Consider the following 16,428-nt stretch of genomic DNA (forward strand, 5'->3'; position numbering starts at 1 on the left):
TAGTTTAAATTCTTTAGCTTACAGAATGTTACATGAAGCCAAGTATTTCAACAAGATTTGAAACTAACATAAAGGTTAAATAGTCCAAGTGTCAAAGTTATAGGGGAAACGCTATGAATTGGAGAAACCCCACACGGGTTATCGCTCTCATTGGGCTCTTAGTCATAGCGGTGTTCGCGTTCTCGACGCATAGGAACGAGCCTCTCCAGAAAGAAGACAACCAGAATGAGCTTGTCTCAATTCCACCGGGTTACGGTGAATTCAACGCTGGAAACGTCCGCATAGGAATCGATGGGCATTATGAATCCTATTATGCAATTGCAATCGGAGTGAATCAAAACGTAACCCTCCAAGGCGTGATTTTCTCTAGAGAGTACACAGTCGAAACTATGAGTGCTAGCGAGACCGAGAACTACTACGATGACAGGGCAGAAGTCAAGGCCTACCTCGGCGAGCCAAATCTTCCGAACGCCTGGAGCAGCGTGGAGCCGAAGCTCCAAGCAGTGTCAGGGATTGGGGTGAAGATAACCCCTAATGATATCGAGGTAGGTCCCGGAGAAAACGCGACCTTTGAGGTTAAAATAGACACCCATGGAGCCGTTCCAGGAAAAACCTACTACATCTACATAGTCGCCTTTGGGGAAAAGGGGTGGAAGGGCTGGGCTGTGCTGGAAGTGAAGATCTGGATGGTAACAACCTCAAATTACAACCCCTAACGTAGCCCTCCTACAACGGCCCTCGTTAGAACGTGCGGCCCGCCGTCGTCGACCGGAACCCACTGGCCCTTGCCGCAGTAGCCGGGGAACTCAACGGTCAGGTCATTCCCGATGGCGCGTATATTCCTCAGGACGTCGAGTATCTTGCCGGATAGAGCGACATCACGAACCTGCTCCTTTATCTCGCCGTTCTCGATTATGTAGCCCTCTTTAGCTCCAAAGGTGAACGTCCCGTTGGCGGTATCAACCTCACCGCCCTTGTCGCCTATCATGTAGAGGCCACGCTTAACCTCGCTCAGCATCTCCTCAAAGCTCCAGTCTCGGGGTTCAACGTAGGTGTTGGACATCCTCACGAGGGGCTGGTAGCTGTAGCCCTGGGCCCTGCCGTGACCATTAGGCTCTAAACCCAAAACTGCCGCTGTCTCTCTGTCGTTGAGGTAGTTAAGGAGAACGCCGTTCTTGATTATCTCCACGCGCTTCGCCCTGATTCCCTCGTCGTCGTAGATGTAGGAGCCGAACTTGCCGGGCAGAGTTGGGTCGTCAACGACGGTGAGCTCCTCCACGGCTATTCTCTCACCGAGCCTCCCCGTCAGGATGCTCTCGCCTGTCTTTATAGCATCTGCCTCGGCCGCATGACCCAGGGCCTCGTGGATGAAGACACCTGTAAGCTCAGGATCCATTATCATGTCAAACTCCCCCGAGGGAGGGGACTTCGCGCTGAGCAGGGAGATGGCCTTCTCCCTCACAAAGGCCGTCCAGCGGGTCAGATCAACTCCTTCAACCAATTCCCAGCCGGCTGCTCCCCCGAAGCTCTTCCAGTACTGCTGCATCTCGCCGTTGCCTTTGGCCGTGACCGAAAAGCTCAGCCTTATCCTCGGAACCACCGTCTCTATCTCACTCCCGAGGGAGTTGAAGTACAGCTGCTCCTTTAGGCCGTCTCCATAGGAAACGCTCCTGTTTGAAATGGAATCTCCTTTAAGGAGTGAATCAACCTCCTTGACAAGAGAAAGCTTGTCCTCGATGTCAACGTCCAAAAAAGATTGCTTGACCTTTATCTCCGCCCTGTCTTTTACTGGATCGCCAAGGTATATCCTCGAGTCACCCTTCGAGAGCTTCGCTATTTTCATGGCAGTTTCTATCGCCTTCTCCACCCTGCTCATGTCGTTGGCGCTCGAGAAGCCCCAGGCCCCATTGAAGGCCCTCACTCCGATGCCTATTTCGGTGTTGAGGGCAAGCTCCTCGAGCTGAGAGTTCTGCATGGTGAGGTGTGAGGCGGTGACCTTGGTTATCCGTATTTCATAATATAATATACCGTAACGTCTCGCCAGCTCCTCAGCTTTTCTCATCAATCTCTCCATGCTCTCACCGGAGGACATAAAAGGGAGAGCATTTATATTCGTTCCTATAGAGGGATGAACCACAAGAGTTTAAGTGTTGGACATGGAGAGGCGTAATGAAATCCTCCACCACATCCAAAGCAAACCCGGAATAACCTTCAGAGAACTGGCAAGAGAGCTGGGAGTAGGAATAGGCGACCTGCAATACCACCTCCACAGACTGGAGAAGGAAGGCAGAATTTTTTCAAAAAAGCTCGGCAAGAGGCGCTACATCTTCCCCAGGGGCTTCGAGAAGGAGTACCAGAAGCTCGTCATAGCGATATCAACGGAAACGAGAAGGAAAATCCTGCTCCTCCTCATGGAGGGATCTATGGGACAGAGCGAGATAGCAAAGCGCCTGAACCTCAGCCAGCCGACGGTGAGCTACCACATGGGGGAGCTGGTGAAGCTCGGGATAGTTGAGGCAAGGCGAGAGGGAAAGAACGTGATATACACCCTCTCCTACGATCCCGCGATAATAGCACGCGTAATAAGGGACTACCGCCCAAGCCTCTGGGAGAAGCTTGCCGACAGCCTGATAGACCTGCTCACAAGCGTGGGTGATGAGGAATGATTGAGACCGTCCTAGCGATTGTAGCAATAATCCTTGCCCTGGCTTTAGCCGGGGTGTCGCTCATAGCCTACAGGAAGAGCCACCTCCGCGCGGCGCTCTATCTTATAATTGCCTTCCTCCTGCTGGCGATAAAGAAAATACTGGAGGCACTTCACCTAGCCGCGTGGATAGAGAGAGACGTAAGCATAGCCGTAGGCGGACTGGAGGTAATCGTCCTGCTCCTCTTTGTCCTGGCAATATGGAAGCGTTAGCGGACGATCATGACAGGCGGCTCTATGGCGCCAACGACCTCCTCAAGCAGGCTTCCTATTCTCGTCTTTCCGCTCCTTCCGTAGGCCCCCATGACAACGAGGCCATACTTCCCGGAGTTTGCCTCCTCAAGGATTTTCTCCTTCGCGTTCCCCTCCACTATCCTGAATGAGCAGTTTATCCCTTCCTGGTGGCAGAGCTCGAGGAGGTTCGTCATTATGTCCCTTATGCTCTTCTTCATTTCCCTCCAGATTTCCTCCTCGAACTTCTGGACGTTCTTCAAATCCTGGCTCAGCATGCCCATGTTGAAAGCCAGGGCCTTTGCCTCCCTTTTATCGAGAACCGAGAAGAGGGTGACCTTACCCTTCTTTTTCTTGGCTATCGCGATAGCATGAAGCGCCGCCTTCTGACTCCACTTTGAGCCATCAACGAGCACGAGTATCTTCATCGTTCACACCCCTATGTACCTAATCCAGAGCAGCCCCATGCCAGCAGCAACCGTTGTGAACATTATGACCAGGCCTATCTTCAGGAAGTCCATGAAGGTGATTTTCACTCCCTCGCGGGAGGCTATACCAAGGACGACTATGTTGGCGGAGGCACCTATGGCCGTGCCGTTGCCTCCGAGACACGCACCCAAGCTTAAAGCCCACCAGAGGGGATACACGTCCATCGAGGTTCCCATCGACTTTATGAGTGGTATCATGGCGGCCGTCAGCGGAATATTGTCTACTACAGCCGACGCTATCGCCGAGAACCAGGTCACCATCACGAGTGCCTGGCCGGTTGTGTGAACGTAGCCCAAAAGCCACTGGGCGACATTATCTATAACGCCGGTTTCCACGAGGGAGCCAACTATTATGAACAGCCCCATGAAGAAGAATATCGCCGTCCACTCGATCTTTTCGAGTATCTCCGTGGGCTCCATCCTGCTCCACATGAGCAGAACCGAGGCTCCGGTAAGGGCAACGACGGCCGGCGGTATCTCCAGCCTGTCATGGACGAAGAAGAGCAGGACGACGCCAATTATCACGGTCACAGACTTTTTGAAAAGGGCGTAGTCCCTTATGGCCTCGTCCTCCCTCAGCCTCTCAATGGTGGAAAGAATCCTCTCCCTCTTCGCCCTGCTGGTCTTCATCTCATTCCTGTAGGCGATGTAGATTATTCCAAGCGCGATGGCCAGATCGATGGCAGCTATTGGCCCCATGTTCAGGAGGAATTCGGTAAAACTCAGCCCTGCCGCGGAGCCTATCATTATGTTCGGTGGGTCTCCAATGAGCGTCGCCGTTCCGCCTATGTTGGAGGCGAATATCTCCGCCAGGAGGAACGGGATTGGGTTAACGTCCATGAGGCGGGTTATGTAGAGGAGCATCGGGGTGAGCAGCAAAACCGTCGTGACGTTATCGAGGACAGAGCTTACAAGAGCTGTGACAAATGAAAACAGGATCAGGACTTTCATCGGACTTCCTTTTGCAAACTTGGCTGTTTTTATCGCTATGAACTCGAAGAGACCGCTCGCCTTGGCAGTGTTGACGATTATCATCATGCCTATGAGAAGGAGAAGCGTTCCAAGGTCAAGATACTCCGGGAGCCTCTCCCAGGGGACAATACCCAGGAAGAGAACTATCGAGGCCCCGAAAAGTGCCGCCACAGTTCTGTGAACTCTCTCGCTGATTATAAGCGCATATGTAAAGAGGAACACTGCAACCGCTATGATCACCTGATTCATCGGCATCACCTAATAGATTATCGTCGGCTTAACCACGTGCTGGACTATCTTGAGGACGACCGGGCTGAGCGGGGACATCTTGGTTATCTCCGAGCCATAGCCTCGCGAGATCACAAGGAGGTCAAACTCTTCGGCGAGTTTGATAACGGCGTCGCTCTTGCTCCCAAATATGTGCCTCTTGCTTACCCTCAGACCGATATCATCCAGGCCAGACGCTATCTCCGCGAGCATCTTCTCCCCCAGCGTCCTTTCAGCTATCTTCAGTTTCTCGGCCTCAAGCTTTCCGAGGGTCTGCTCAATCATTCTGAATGCCATGCTCTCAGAGACATAAACAAGTGTAACTGACGCCCCAGCGTAGGCCTCAAGCGTTTCGTAGAGCTCGGGTGGAATCTCATGGGCAAAGCGGTCAATGGGAATCAGAATCGAGTTTATCTCCGGAAGAACGAACTCCTCAGGCAGGAGAAGAAACTCCCGATAGCGCTTCGCTATCTCCTCGTACCTGTCGCCCGCGATGTTCTTGAACTTCTTCGCGATGAGTTTGCTGAAGATGTCCATAGCCACCCCCAACCTGGGAGGATAAAGAGGTGATTTAAGCTTTTTGCCGCCCATTTTAGAGGGTTGAACCACAAACGCTTTATTATGCCTTAACGAGCTAAAATCCGGGTGAGAAAAATGAAAAAGGCAGTAGTCTCGCTGCTAATACTAATGCTTCTGCTGCCGTTCGCGTCCTTCACAGCAGCTCAATGTCCCAGTGAAGGGCACACGGTGGTTCTCAAAGCTCCAGCCGTTTCAAGGACTGCCGAGGGAGAGCTCGTTGGTGTTGCCACGGACTTCGTCATAACCGTCGCCCCGGGAAGCGGACACGTCTATGTCGAGACGTGGCCGTTGGCGGAAGTGGACATGCAGGCGAGCGCGAGACTTGCGGCGCAGATAGCCGGAAAGGTTCTAGGCGTTGACATGAGCAAGTACGACGTTTTCATTCAGATAAAGGCCGATTCTCCAATCATAGGCGGCCCCTCAGCGGGAGGAACTATGACCGTCGGAATAATCGCGGCCCTTGAGGGCTGGCAGGTCAACCCGAAGGTCATGATGACGGGCATGATAAACCCCGACGGAACCATAGGGCCCGTTGGCGGGATACTTGAAAAGGCCGCCGCCGCTCATGACGTCGGTGCGGAGGTATTTCTCATTCCCCAAGGCCAGAGGATTCAGTACGTTGAAGAGACCCAGAAGAGAGAGATTGGGGGAATAGTCGAGATAAACACCCAGACCAAGAAGGTCGACGTCGTCGAGTACGCCAAGGAGCGCTGGGGCCTTCAGGTAATCGAGATTAAAGACATTTACGACGCCGTTTACTACTTCACCGGCCACAGAATTCCGAGGCCAGAGGCTCCGGCCTACGTCAAGATAGACACCTCATTCCTCAGGGACGATGCTCTGAAGGACTACGAGAACACAACTGCCTACTACCAGGAGACCCTGGAGAGGCTGAAGAAGAGCGACGTGAACTACGCGACTTACACGACCCTTATGGAGGCCCTCAACGAGGCCGCTGGAATACTGAACCAGTCAAAGAGCGCTCTCGACGACGGAAGGTACTACACCACCCTCAGCAAGGACTTCCAGGCGAGGATAATAATCCGCCACGTGGACTGGTACCTGGGTGTTAAGGGTCCTGAGGACGTCCAGAAGATTCTGAAAACCGTGGATTCCCAGATAAACGCCTCCGAGAGGATAGTCTCCAACGTCACGATAAGGGGCACTACGATGCTCCAGGCGGTGGCCGCCGCCGAGGAGAGGGTTGAGCAGGCAAAGAGCATACTCGACGAGGCCTGGAAGTACTACTACAGCAATGACTACTGGAATGCCGTTGGGGATGCCGCCTTTGCGTATGAGAGGGCAAAGACAGCCGTATTCTGGGCCCGGCTCGGCGAGAGATTCGCGGGCAACGAAGTCATAAGCAGGGAAATAGTCAGGACCACGGCGAGGGACTACATAGACAGCTCGAACCTAATAGTCACCTACATTGAATCCATGTACGGCGACGTCATAGGCAACGACCTCACCCAGAGCATCATCCAGGCGGAGCAGTACTACGAGGACGGAAAATACTCCGCGGCGCTCTTCACAGCAATGGAGGCGCGCGTCAGGGCTGAGGTCTTCCTCGACACGCTGGGCATAGACAACCAGACGATACTTCTCGACAAACTTCAGGGAATGAAAAACGACGCCAGGACTGCCATAGGGCTGGCGCAGAGCCAGGGAGTAACGCCCATCCTTGCGATAGCCTACTACGAATTCGCCGAGAGCTACGAGGAGAACGGAAGCCCCGAGGACATTCAGACGGCGATGATATTCTACATGTACGCAAAGGAAACCGCGGGGCTCTTCCTCAGCGCGCCACCGACACCAGTGAGCGTTCCGCAGGACAACACCACGGGCATTCCCCAGATAGTGATTCCGACCTCAACGGACTCCAAAACTGCAACGGACTCAGCAACGTCAACATCAAAGGCTCTAAGCGACGGACTGGTAATAGCGCTCCTCGTTGGAGCGTTCATCGTCGGAGCGGCCGTTGGTAAAAAGCTATGAATAGCCCGCGGGGAGGGCCTTCACTCCCCTCTTCTTTAACAGCTCAACCTCCCATTCTGCAAGACTCGGGCAGACTGTACAGCCCAGACGGTAGAAGCCTTCGTAATACAGTGGGTGCAGCTCGAAACCGCGCATGATGATGAAGAGCTGAACCATCATTCCGCTCCAGAACTTGATGGGCATGACCTCAAGGAACTTTCCGAGGATATCGTTCTTCCTCTCGATGACCGGAGGTTTAAGCCTCCTCCTTGCGCTCTCCCCGTCGCGGTCGCCGACCACCAGAAGCGGCCTCTCAAACTCACCTGCCGCTTTGTAGAGTGCCTCCACCTTTTTTCTCGTGCACCAGCGGTCCCTGTGGGTCGGCATGCCGAACTCATCGAGCGGCATCGGAACATCTACGCGGACTAAGTTGATTTTAAGTTTTCTGGCGAGCTTCTCAACGTATTCATCCGTGAGCGGCATCTCGTATTCCATTCTGACGTAGATAGCCGTGACGTCCTTGAAGACCTCGCTGGCCAGTATCAGTGTGGCAGTCGAGTCTTTCCCACCGCTCCATGGGACGATGATGTCATAATCCTCAAACTGCCGCAGGAAGGCCTTGCTCGCCTCTGCAAAGGCATCAATGTAATCCCGGTTGAGCTCTATTAGACTCTCAAGGGAAACGTCCTCTGGACATGGACATCTCCAGAGAACCTCAGTCGGAACGCCGAGCTTTTTGCTGACCTCGGCAACTTTGTTCGGACCGGAGAAGTAGACCTCCTGGTTCATTAGTTTTCTAAGAACGAGGGAGTTTTCTCCCAGCTCAACGTCGAGAATGCCTTTCATCGCCTTTCTAAAGTCCTCGCCGAGAGCCAGGTAGATGTCGTAGTCGGGGTTTATCTCGATGCCGAAGGGATTATCCGGATTGAGCCTGTAAGCGCCACTCCACTCGATTCCAAGTCTGAATCTGGCCTTTATCTCCTCCAGGTGGCCGTAGAGCTCATCGACGCGCATGTTTCTGACGCGCTTGGTTCTCAAGAGCCAAACGTAGAAGGGCTTTCCAGTCTCGCGAAGGATCGGCAAAACATCTTCCATCAAATCCTTCTCCTTCTCGCCGAAGAGCAGAATAGGAATGTAGGGGTCCCTCAGGAGTTCTTTGAGGACATTCTCAACCTCCCCAAGAGTCCTTCCGCCGCCGAGGCCCGAAACCTTTAGAAAACTCCCGTAGTTGCGCTCGTTTATGTACTGAAGGGCTTTGGCGTCTTTCCTTGCCCTGGCCATCACGTGGAACATAGAAAAAGATTTTAGGGGAAGCTTAAAACCTTTGCCGCCGATGACGAGAACTCCTTGGACTGAGCCGTGATGAAGACCGGTTTCCTGAGGCTATGCCAGAGCCTTCAGGTACTCCACGTAGACCTTCTTAACCCTCCTCAGTGACTCTACACTCACCCACTCATCGGCGGAGTGCCAGTTCCCTCCAATGGGCCCGTAAACGATTGTTGGCTTGCCCAGATATGTTCCGAAGTAGTTGAAGTCCCCGACGCTCCTGCCGTAAGTTATCTCCGGCTCCCTTCCGAAGAGCGAGCCGTGAATCTTTTTGAAGAGGTTCACAAAGCGGCCATTTTCCCTCACAGTGTAGGGCGGCATCTCAGGAGTTGGCCTCGGGAACCTCTCTATGTTGAGTTCGACTTTTAGATCGAGCCTCTCAGCAAGTTTTAGGAGTTCGCCCCTGACTTTTTCCCAATCCTCATCAACGACAACGTGCCTGTCTATTATCACCTTCGCATAGTCGGGAACGCTCAGGCCGTCGGCGGTTCCTTCGATGTGGAGCGTGCAGTACGAGCCCGTGCCGAGCTTCCTGTGCCTCTTGAGACGTATCCTCGAGAGGTTTCCAACGAGTTTCCCAAGCTCCTCAACAGCGTTTATTCCAAGCTCCGGCCGGGCTGCGTGGGCCTTTCTTCCAAAGGCCTCAACCTGGATCACGAACCGTCCCCTCGCGCCGAGCATCAGCTTCTCGTTAGTGGGCTCGGCGACTAGCACGAGGTCGGCATCACTAAGTTTTCCGCTCTCTATGAGCTTCCAGGTTCCCCGGGAATAGCCCTCCTCGTCGGAGACGGCGGTGAATATGATGTTCGGCCGCTCTCTTCTCGGAAGCTCAGCCATCTCAATGAAGGCAGTCATGATGGCGGCAAGGCCGGCTTTCATGTCCGCACTGCCGAGGCCGTAGAACCTATCGCCGTCGAGCTCGCCCCAGGGGTTCCTTGTCCAGTCCTTCGAGAGGTTCACGGTGTCCATGTGTCCGTTCAGAACAACGGTGTGACCCTTACCAGGGAGATAGGCAATCACGTCGTCGCCAAAGCCTTCAACCGGGAGGAGCTCCACCCTAAAGCCGTGCTCTTCAAGAAACGAGGCAATAAAACGGGAGATTTCTCCTTCTTCGCCAAAGGGAGAGCGAATGGAGACGAGCTTCTTGAGGAGTTCAAACTCCATGAGGATCACCAAAGACTAAAAATGGCAAGCATCTTAAAGCCCTTTCCCAAACACTTTTGCTTGTGCAGGCAAACTTTGTGGGACAAAGTCTGATCAAAGGATAAACTTCTCACTAAACGGGCAGGAAATGAGTTTGCATCTTTTTTAAGCTTGCCAATTTAAAGTGAGTTTAATTCAAAAAGCTGGCAAGTTAAGAGGTTTCCCCCTAATGCCCAGAGGGGCATTATTTTGATGCGTAAACCCTGAAGAGTGACAATTTAAATGTAAACTCGCTTAGAAGTGGGCAACTTAGAATGAGATGCCAACTTTGATCAAACTTTTCGACAGAAAAGTTTGTTTTTTGGTGGACCGGGCGGGATTTGAACCCGCGGCCTCCGCCTTGCGAGGGCGGCGCTCGTACCAGGCTGAGCTACCGGCCCACTCCCGGTTATAGTGAACCCGACCCAGCTTTAAAAAGTTTTGGTATATCAGAAACTTTGCCCAGCAAAGTTTCATCAAAGGTTGCATTCCGCTTCTTAAAGTCGACTATTTCTTGATTGGTTTACTGCATAGCCCTCGTTCTATAACGGTTTGCTGCAAGTATAACGCCTTTCGGGCGTTAAAAGGAGGAGAAACTTCTTCACTCGCCAGCTTTTTGAGTTAAACCCACGTTAAACTTACAATTTTGAAACAGAGATGCAGTCTATCTCCGCCCAGGAGTCTTCATGGAATGAATTAACATGCAAGGGTTAAAACAAATATTAGAACAAAGAGCTTTTAACTTCCACCTGCCAAATTCTCCCGGTGGTGTCATGCATCCTTTTGACTTTCACCGCAACAACTTCCCCGGCAACGGGAAGATTGAGATAATCCCCAAGGTTCCGCTCACGAGGGAAACCCTCAGCCTCGCCTACACCCCGGGCGTGGCAGAAGTTTCGAGGGCGATAGCGAAGGGCGAAGACCCCTGCGAGTACACCAACAGGTGCAATACTGTGGCCGTTGTGAGCGATGGCACGAGGGTTCTGGGCCTCGGAGATATCGGGCCTTCCGCGGCACTACCGGTAATGGAGGGCAAGGCGCTCCTCTTCAAGGCCTTCGGTGGTGTTGACGCGTTCCCACTCGTTTTAGCCGAAAAGGACCCGGATCGGTTCATCGAAGTCGTTAAGGCAGTTTCACCTTCCTTCGGCGGGATAAACCTCGAGGACATAGCATCGCCCAAGTGCTTCTACATCCTTGAGAGGCTCCGCGAAGAGCTCGAGATCCCAGTCTTCCACGATGACCAGCAGGGGACTGCCTCCGTTGTGCTGGCAGGCCTGATAAACGCTCTCAAGGTTGTTGGAAAGAAGCTTAGCGAGATAACCGTGGCACTTTTTGGAGCTGGAGCTGCTGGCTTTGCAACGCTGAGGATAATAACCTCCGCTGGCGTTAAGCTCGAGAACGTCCGCGTTGTGGAGCTGGTTGATGGCAAGCCGAGGATACTAACCTCAGACATGCCGCTGGAGGAACTCTTCCCATACCGCGGCGGGTTGCTTGAGAAAACGAATGGTGAAGGTCTTGAGGGCGGCCCGGAGGAAGCTTTGAAAGGTGCTGACGTGCTCATCTCCTTCACAAAGCCAGGGCCAGGCGTGATAAAGCCCGAATGGATAGCGAAAATGAACGATGACGCGATAGTTTTCCCGCTGGCAAATCCGGTTCCGGAGATTCTGCCCGAGGATGCCAAGAAAGCAGGAGCGAGAATAGTTGCAACCGGGAGGAGCGATTATCCCAACCAAGTGAACAACCTCCTTGGTTTTCCGGCGATATTCAGGGGAGCCCTCGACGTTAGGGCCAGAACCATTACGGACGGAATGATAATAGCGGCCTCAAAGGCGATGGCTTCAGTGATAGAGCCACGCGAGGAAGAGATAATCCCGTCACCGTTTCATCCGGATGTCCATCCGAAGGTCGCCAGGGCCGTTGCGGAGGAGGCTATGAAGGAGGGCGTCGCGAGGAGAAAGGTTAAGGGCGAGGAAGTGGAGGAAAACCTGCGCCGCTGGAGGAGGTTCTATGAGGAGATAGAGAGGCTCAACGCGAGACGGTAGGCATATAAGCCCCGCCGCTCTAAATGGAACAATGAGCGGCGGGGGTATGCTTATGAAGGTCGTCGATGCCGAGAGAGCCGTTGAGGCCGTTCCAGATAAAGCCGTTATAGCCGTTTCAGGATTCAACCTGCTCGTCGCACCAGAATACCTTCTCCTCAAGCTCTTCGAGCGCTACAAGGAGACGGGTCACCCAAAGGGCATATTTCTTGAGGTGAACCCGATTCCAACCGCCCCGGGCAGGGTTCTCGACAGAATCTTAGAGGAGCTCTACCACGAGAAAAACCAGGACTTCCTAGCCGGAATGCTCGTGACGTATCCCGGCTGGTCACCCTACATACAGAAGCTCATCGAGGAGAACCGGGTTGAAGGCTACACCTGGTCAATAGGTACCGCCTCATGGTTCTTCCGCGAGGTTGCGCGGGGAATTCCAGGAGTCCTGACGAAGGTTGGACTGGGAACCTTCCTAGACCCGCGGGAGGACGGCGGCTACCTCAATGAACTGGCGAGGAAGAAGAGGCGCTGTTGGATTGAGAGGGTCAAAATCGGTGGTGAAGAATACCTCTTCTACCGTGCCCCGAAGCCGAACGTTGCCTTCATAAGGGGAACCACCGCGGACGAGATAGGCAACGTCACGACCGAGAAGGAAGGGGCCTTTACGGAGATACTGAACCTCGCTCAGGCGGCAAAGGCTGAACCAAACAAGGGCATCGTGATAGCCCAAGTCGAGAGAGTGGCGAGGTATCCGTCGCTGAAACCTCAGGATGTAAAAGTTCCAGGTCCTCTCGTCGACTACGTGGTCGTTTCTCCTCAGGAATACCATAGGCAGAGCGCCAACGTGATCTACGACCCCAGGATTTCGGGAGAGGTCATTCCTCCGATGGATTCCGGCTCGGTTCCCAAGATGGAGCTGAGCACGAAGAAGGTTATAGCCAGGAGAATTCTGGTGGAGATGCTTGAGCTCGTCAAAAGACTCAACAGGCCGATACTCGTCAACCTCGGCATAGGAATCCCCGACAGGGTTGCGGGAGTTGCCATCGAGGAAGGTGTTGCCGACTGGGTTTTCACGACGGTTGAATCCGGTCCATTCGGTGGCATAGCCCTTGGTGGACCGGACTTCGGAGCTTCGATAGGGCCCTTCGCGATAATTTCCCAACCGGACCAGTTCGCCAACTACGAAGGTGGTGTAATAGACGCCGCCAGTCTGGGCTTCATGCAGGTGGACGAGAGGGGAAACGTCAATCCCTCGCTGCTTCCCGGTCGCCTGCCGGGTCCCGGAGGCTTCCCCGTGATTTCCTACGGCTCACCCAGGATGTTCTTCGCCGGTCACTTCACTGCAGGAAAGAAGGAGCTGAGGGTGGCCAACGGAAGGCTGGAGATAGTCAGGGAAGGGAGCGTCAAGAAGTTCGTGAGGCGCGTTTACAAGGTTGTCTACAACGCCGAACTCGGCCTGAGCAAAGGCCAGGAGGTTATCTACATAACAGAGAGGGCAGTCTTTAGGCTGACGGAGAAGGGGCTCGTGTTGGAGGAATACGCACCGGGTATAGACGTTGAGAAAGACATCCTGGGCCAGATGGAGTTCGAACCCCTAGTCAGCCCCAAACTCAGGGAGATGGACGAGAGGCTCTTCCAGGAGGAACCGATGGGCCTGAAGGACGAGCTCTAGCGGTAGAGCGAGTTTCCATAGGCATCGATGGCGACCAGCAGCGGGAAGTTCTCAACCTCGAGAACCCACACCGCCTCAGGGATTCCCAACTTACGGAGCCAGAGCACATCAACAACACGCTTTATACTCTTTGCCGCCAGAGAGCCAGCCCCACCTGTGAAGGCAAAGTACACCGCCCTGCCCTTAAAGGGCTCGGCATCCATTCCGCCCTTCCCTATTATCCCCCTGACACCCAGGCTTAGAATGGCGTCGAGGTAAACGTTCATCCTGGCGCTCGTTGTCGGACCGGCTGACACTATCTCGTAGCCTTCCCGGGTTCTCCTCACGACCGGCCCGCAGTGGTAGATAACCGCCCCCTCGAGCTCGATAGGAAGCCCTTTCCTGGGAATGTTCAGGATTTTCCGGTGGGCGGAATCGCGGGCAGTGTAGATGACCCCTGAAAGGTAGACGATATCGCCGACCTTCAGTCCCAAGACGTCATCGAGAGAAAGAGGCGTCCTGAGCTTCACTGCCATATCCTGACCCCTCCAGGAGTTATCTCGAGGAAGGCTCTCCTGTTGGCCCAGCACTGAACGACCAGCCCAACGGGAAAGCTGGCGGGATGCCGGTGGGCGTACTCGATTTTGACATCCAGGGCCGTCGTTTTTCCACCCATTCCCATCGGACCTATGCCGAGGGAGTTAACCCCCTCCAGAATATCTTCCTCGAGTCTGGCTATTCTCTCATCGGGATGACGCTCGCCGATGGGCCTCAACAGAGCTTTCTTGGCCAGCTTAATGGCCAGATCAGCGCTCCCACCTATGCCCACACCGAGGATTACCGGCGGGCAGGGCTTTCCGCCGCAGGCCTTAACCCTCTCGATGACGAAGCGCTTAACCCCCTCAAGGCCCTCCGCGGGGGTAAGCATCGCAAGTGCGGAGCAGTTCTCGCTGCCGCCACCCTTGGGGAAAACCGCTATCCTGATTTTATCTCCTTCCACGAGCTCCCAGTGTATTATCGGAACCATCCATCCAATGTTGTTTCCAGAGTTCTTCCCGGTGAGAGGGTCAACGGCATTGGGCCTAAGTGGTACCTCCTCGGTAGCCATCATACTCGCCTGGAGAATCCATTCCCGTATCTTCCCCAGATACGGGCTCTTTATCCCGGCCTCCACAAAGAAGGTGAGCGCCCCGGTGTCCTGACAGACGGGGATGCGCTCTTCCCTCCCGATTTCTATAGCCTTGAGGATATTTTCAAGGTTGAACCTCGCGATGGGGTTCTCCTCTTCCTCGTAAGCTCTCCTGAGGGCAGAAACTGTATCATCGGGAATGCGAGTAACCGCGAGTCGTATGGCTTCTACCAGCTCGTTAATCAATCGCCACTCACCGGGCAAAAATAGGAGCCAGAGTTTAAAAAGTTAACAGAAAGGAGGCAATCAGCCCTTCAGAATCTCGACTATCTGCTCGGCGACCTGGACGCCGGCCCTCATCTGGGCCTCGACGGTCGAGGCGCCGATGTGTGGGGTAAGGACAACGTTGTCGAACTTCGTGAGCGGGTGGCCCTCAGGCAGTGGCTCCTCCTCGAAGACGTCCAGGCCAGCTCCAGCAATCCAACCCTCCTCGAGGGCCTTGACGAGCGCTTCGGTGTCTATAACGGCTCCCCTGGCCGCGTTGATGATGATGGCGGTTGGTTTCATGAGCTTTAAGCGCTCCTCGTTTATGAGGTGGTAGGTGGCATCGATGAGCGGGACGTGAAGCGTAACAACATCGCTCTCCTTGAGAAGCTCCTCCAGGCTGACGAACTTTCCTCCGACTTCCTTGGCCCTCTCCTCATTCGGGTATGGGTCGTAGAGAAGGACGTTCATCCCAAGGGCCTTTGCTATCTTAGCCACGTTGTAGCCTATTCTGCCGAAGCCGACTATACCTATGGTCTTTCCTTCGAGCTCGATTCCCATGCACTGCTTCTTGGCCCAAACGCCCTCGCGCATCTTCCTGTCGGCGAAGGCTATCTTCCTGGCAACGGCGAACATGAGGGCGACGGTAAGCTCCGCGACGCTCCTGCTTGAGGCGGCCGGGCTGTTGACGACCTTTATGCCCCTCTCCTTGGCGGCCTCAAGGTCGATGTTGTCGAGGCCGACGCCAGCCCTTCCGATGACCTTGAACTTTGGAGCCGCCTCGATGACCTTCCTGGTCACCTTAGGCTTGCTCCTGACTATAATCGCCTCAACGTCCTTGGCGAGCTCTATCAGCTTATTCTCATCGGGATACTCCTCGTAAACTACCTCAAACCCAGCGTTCTTCAAAACCTCTATTGCCTTCTCGTGCAGCGGTGCGGCAACCAAAACCTTGACCACATTCATCCCCTCCTCTTTATTGCCATGAGCATGACCTGATCGGAGGCGTCCTCCGCGCGGTCGGCTATGTCGCCGATTTTCGTCAGTATCTGGTTCCATATAAGCTTTGCATAGGTCGTGACAGTCTCGCTCTCAAAAACCTTGCCCTTAAGGTCGTACTCAACTTCGTCAGCTCTCTCCTCGGCATCTTCAACGAGCTTTGCGAGTTCTATAGCCCTGTCAACGTCGGAGTTGAGCGCATTGACGGCCTCGACGAGAATCTTGTACGTCTCGATGGCGGAATCCACAAGCTTCATGAGCCCATCCCTGAGCTCAAGAGGAACCTTTGGCTTAGCGAGAACGAGCGTGTGGGCGGCACTTTCAGCAGCGTCTGCCACCTGATCAACCAGCTCCGAGAGCCTGACGTAATCGCCCCTGTTGGCAGGCAGAAAAGCTCCCTCGTAGAGCATCGTCTCTATACTTCTCCTGAGCTGGTCAGCCTTGCTTTCCAGCTGGTCCACTTCCCTTCCGAAAGCATTGGCCCTCTCAAAATCCCCCTCCAAGTAAGCGATCATAAGCTCCCTGAAGGCAACGAGGGACTCGTTGACGACCTCAAGGTGCTTTTCAATAGTATCAAAAACCCCACTTTCTTTTCCGCCGAATATGGGCATTTTTCCTCCCCCACAATA

Annotated in this window: 16 protein-coding genes and 1 tRNA gene; 6 read left to right on the forward strand and 11 right to left on the reverse strand. The window is 54.1% G+C overall.

The features are described 5' to 3' along the window. The first annotated feature begins 113 nt into the window (after positions 1–113). The gene (locus E3E26_RS01360; protein ID WP_167899581.1) at positions 114–716 is read left to right on the forward strand and encodes a hypothetical protein; all 603 of its coding nucleotides are present in this window, start codon (positions 114–116) and stop codon (positions 714–716) included. Here E3E26_RS01360 and E3E26_RS01365 read toward each other — a convergent pair. Then, the gene (locus E3E26_RS01365; protein WP_167899582.1) at positions 713–2,074 is read right to left on the reverse strand and encodes a TldD/PmbA family protein; all 1,362 of its coding nucleotides are present in this window, start codon (positions 2,072–2,074) and stop codon (positions 713–715) included. The two genes, E3E26_RS01360 and E3E26_RS01365, sit on opposite strands and share 4 nt — an antisense overlap. 82 nt (positions 2,075–2,156) lie before the next feature. Here E3E26_RS01365 and E3E26_RS01370 point away from each other — a divergent pair, with 82 nt between their 5' ends. Then, the gene (locus E3E26_RS01370; protein WP_167899583.1) at positions 2,157–2,666 is read left to right on the forward strand and encodes a metalloregulator ArsR/SmtB family transcription factor; all 510 of its coding nucleotides are present in this window, start codon (positions 2,157–2,159) and stop codon (positions 2,664–2,666) included. Continuing rightward, positions 2,663–2,917, forward strand: a complete 255-nt coding sequence (locus E3E26_RS01375) for a hypothetical protein (RefSeq protein WP_167899584.1) — start codon at positions 2,663–2,665, stop codon at positions 2,915–2,917. Before E3E26_RS01370 ends, E3E26_RS01375 begins: the two co-directional genes overlap by 4 nt. On the opposite strand, the gene E3E26_RS01380 is transcribed toward E3E26_RS01375, so the two are convergent. Genes E3E26_RS01380 through E3E26_RS01390 form a run of 3 tightly spaced genes read right to left on the reverse strand, consistent with a single transcriptional unit; the run spans position 2,914 to position 5,199 of the window. Further along, a complete protein-coding gene (locus E3E26_RS01380) occupies positions 2,914–3,363 on the reverse strand; it encodes a universal stress protein (protein WP_167899585.1) in 450 nt (149 codons plus the stop codon). The two genes, E3E26_RS01375 and E3E26_RS01380, sit on opposite strands and share 4 nt — an antisense overlap. A gap of 3 nt (positions 3,364–3,366) precedes the next feature. After that, the gene (locus E3E26_RS01385) at positions 3,367–4,644 is read right to left on the reverse strand and encodes an SLC13 family permease (protein ID WP_167899586.1); all 1,278 of its coding nucleotides are present in this window, start codon (positions 4,642–4,644) and stop codon (positions 3,367–3,369) included. Positions 4,645–4,653: 9 nt separating this feature from the next. Further along, a complete protein-coding gene (locus tag E3E26_RS01390) occupies positions 4,654–5,199 on the reverse strand; it encodes a universal stress protein (RefSeq protein ID WP_167900087.1) in 546 nt (181 codons plus the stop codon). 117 nt (positions 5,200–5,316) lie between these two features. Here E3E26_RS01390 and E3E26_RS01395 point away from each other — a divergent pair, with 117 nt between their 5' ends. Then, entirely contained in the window at positions 5,317–7,236 is a 1,920-nt protein-coding gene (locus E3E26_RS01395; RefSeq protein ID WP_167900088.1) for a S16 family serine protease, read from the forward strand. Here E3E26_RS01395 and E3E26_RS01400 read toward each other — a convergent pair. The 3 genes from E3E26_RS01400 to E3E26_RS01410 form a co-directional block, all read right to left on the reverse strand. Next, positions 7,231–8,508, reverse strand: a complete 1,278-nt coding sequence (locus E3E26_RS01400; RefSeq protein WP_167899587.1) for a phosphoadenosine phosphosulfate reductase family protein — start codon at positions 8,506–8,508, stop codon at positions 7,231–7,233. The two genes, E3E26_RS01395 and E3E26_RS01400, sit on opposite strands and share 6 nt — an antisense overlap. A gap of 90 nt (positions 8,509–8,598) precedes the next feature. After that, entirely contained in the window at positions 8,599–9,705 is a 1,107-nt protein-coding gene (locus E3E26_RS01405; RefSeq protein ID WP_167900089.1) for a M20 family metallopeptidase, read from the reverse strand. Positions 9,706–10,046: 341 nt separating this feature from the next. Further along, a tRNA-Ala gene (locus E3E26_RS01410) sits at positions 10,047–10,124 on the reverse strand. A 372-nt stretch (positions 10,125–10,496) separates the two neighbouring features. Between E3E26_RS01410 and E3E26_RS01415 the strand changes: the two genes are divergently transcribed. Together E3E26_RS01415 and E3E26_RS01420 are read left to right on the forward strand one after the other, a co-directional pair. Continuing rightward, positions 10,497–11,765: an NADP-dependent malic enzyme gene (locus E3E26_RS01415; RefSeq protein ID WP_167899588.1), complete on the forward strand. Its 1,269-nt coding sequence runs from the start codon at positions 10,497–10,499 to the stop codon at positions 11,763–11,765. Positions 11,766–11,796: 31 nt separating this feature from the next. Next, positions 11,797–13,428, forward strand: a complete 1,632-nt coding sequence (locus E3E26_RS01420) for an acyl CoA:acetate/3-ketoacid CoA transferase (protein WP_240911615.1) — start codon at positions 11,797–11,799, stop codon at positions 13,426–13,428. Here E3E26_RS01420 and E3E26_RS01425 read toward each other — a convergent pair. Genes E3E26_RS01425 through E3E26_RS01440 form a run of 4 tightly spaced genes read right to left on the reverse strand, consistent with a single transcriptional unit; the run spans position 13,425 to position 16,410 of the window. Beyond that, complete coding sequence (locus E3E26_RS01425) at positions 13,425–13,943, reverse strand: FumA C-terminus/TtdB family hydratase beta subunit (protein ID WP_167899589.1); 519 nt, start codon at positions 13,941–13,943, stop codon at positions 13,425–13,427. The two genes, E3E26_RS01420 and E3E26_RS01425, sit on opposite strands and share 4 nt — an antisense overlap. After that, positions 13,934–14,782: a fumarate hydratase gene (locus E3E26_RS01430; protein ID WP_167900091.1), complete on the reverse strand. Its 849-nt coding sequence runs from the start codon at positions 14,780–14,782 to the stop codon at positions 13,934–13,936. The genes E3E26_RS01425 and E3E26_RS01430 overlap by 10 nt, the downstream gene beginning before the upstream one ends. Before the next feature lie 60 nt (positions 14,783–14,842). Beyond that, positions 14,843–15,766, reverse strand: coding sequence for a hydroxyacid dehydrogenase (locus E3E26_RS01435; RefSeq protein ID WP_167899590.1), 924 nt, complete (start codon positions 15,764–15,766; stop codon positions 14,843–14,845). Next, complete coding sequence (locus tag E3E26_RS01440) at positions 15,763–16,410, reverse strand: TIGR00153 family protein (RefSeq protein ID WP_167899591.1); 648 nt, start codon at positions 16,408–16,410, stop codon at positions 15,763–15,765. Before E3E26_RS01440 ends, E3E26_RS01435 begins: the two co-directional genes overlap by 4 nt. Between the last annotated feature and the right edge of the window lie 18 nt (positions 16,411–16,428).

The sequence above is a fragment of the Thermococcus sp. LS1 genome, from assembly GCF_012027395.1.
Taxonomy (GTDB): domain Archaea; phylum Methanobacteriota_B; class Thermococci; order Thermococcales; family Thermococcaceae; genus Thermococcus.

Coding starts and splice junctions, on each gene's coding strand:
- E3E26_RS01360 (WP_167899581.1), top strand. CDS start 114: ATGAATTGGAGAAACCCCACACGGGTTATCGCTCTCATTGGGCTCTTA.
- E3E26_RS01365 (WP_167899582.1), bottom strand. CDS start 2,074: ATGGAGAGATTGATGAGAAAAGCTGAGGAGCTGGCGAGACGTTACGGT.
- E3E26_RS01370 (WP_167899583.1), top strand. CDS start 2,157: ATGGAGAGGCGTAATGAAATCCTCCACCACATCCAAAGCAAACCCGGA.
- E3E26_RS01375 (WP_167899584.1), top strand. CDS start 2,663: ATGATTGAGACCGTCCTAGCGATTGTAGCAATAATCCTTGCCCTGGCT.
- E3E26_RS01380 (WP_167899585.1), bottom strand. CDS start 3,363: ATGAAGATACTCGTGCTCGTTGATGGCTCAAAGTGGAGTCAGAAGGCG.
- E3E26_RS01385 (WP_167899586.1), bottom strand. CDS start 4,644: ATGAATCAGGTGATCATAGCGGTTGCAGTGTTCCTCTTTACATATGCG.
- E3E26_RS01390 (WP_167900087.1), bottom strand. CDS start 5,199: ATGGACATCTTCAGCAAACTCATCGCGAAGAAGTTCAAGAACATCGCG.
- E3E26_RS01395 (WP_167900088.1), top strand. CDS start 5,317: ATGAAAAAGGCAGTAGTCTCGCTGCTAATACTAATGCTTCTGCTGCCG.
- E3E26_RS01400 (WP_167899587.1), bottom strand. CDS start 8,508: ATGTTCCACGTGATGGCCAGGGCAAGGAAAGACGCCAAAGCCCTTCAG.
- E3E26_RS01405 (WP_167900089.1), bottom strand. CDS start 9,705: ATGGAGTTTGAACTCCTCAAGAAGCTCGTCTCCATTCGCTCTCCCTTT.
- E3E26_RS01415 (WP_167899588.1), top strand. CDS start 10,497: ATGCATCCTTTTGACTTTCACCGCAACAACTTCCCCGGCAACGGGAAG.
- E3E26_RS01420 (WP_240911615.1), top strand. CDS start 11,797: ATGAGCGGCGGGGGTATGCTTATGAAGGTCGTCGATGCCGAGAGAGCC.
- E3E26_RS01425 (WP_167899589.1), bottom strand. CDS start 13,943: ATGGCAGTGAAGCTCAGGACGCCTCTTTCTCTCGATGACGTCTTGGGA.
- E3E26_RS01435 (WP_167899590.1), bottom strand. CDS start 15,766: ATGAATGTGGTCAAGGTTTTGGTTGCCGCACCGCTGCACGAGAAGGCA.
- E3E26_RS01440 (WP_167899591.1), bottom strand. CDS start 16,410: ATGCCCATATTCGGCGGAAAAGAAAGTGGGGTTTTTGATACTATTGAA.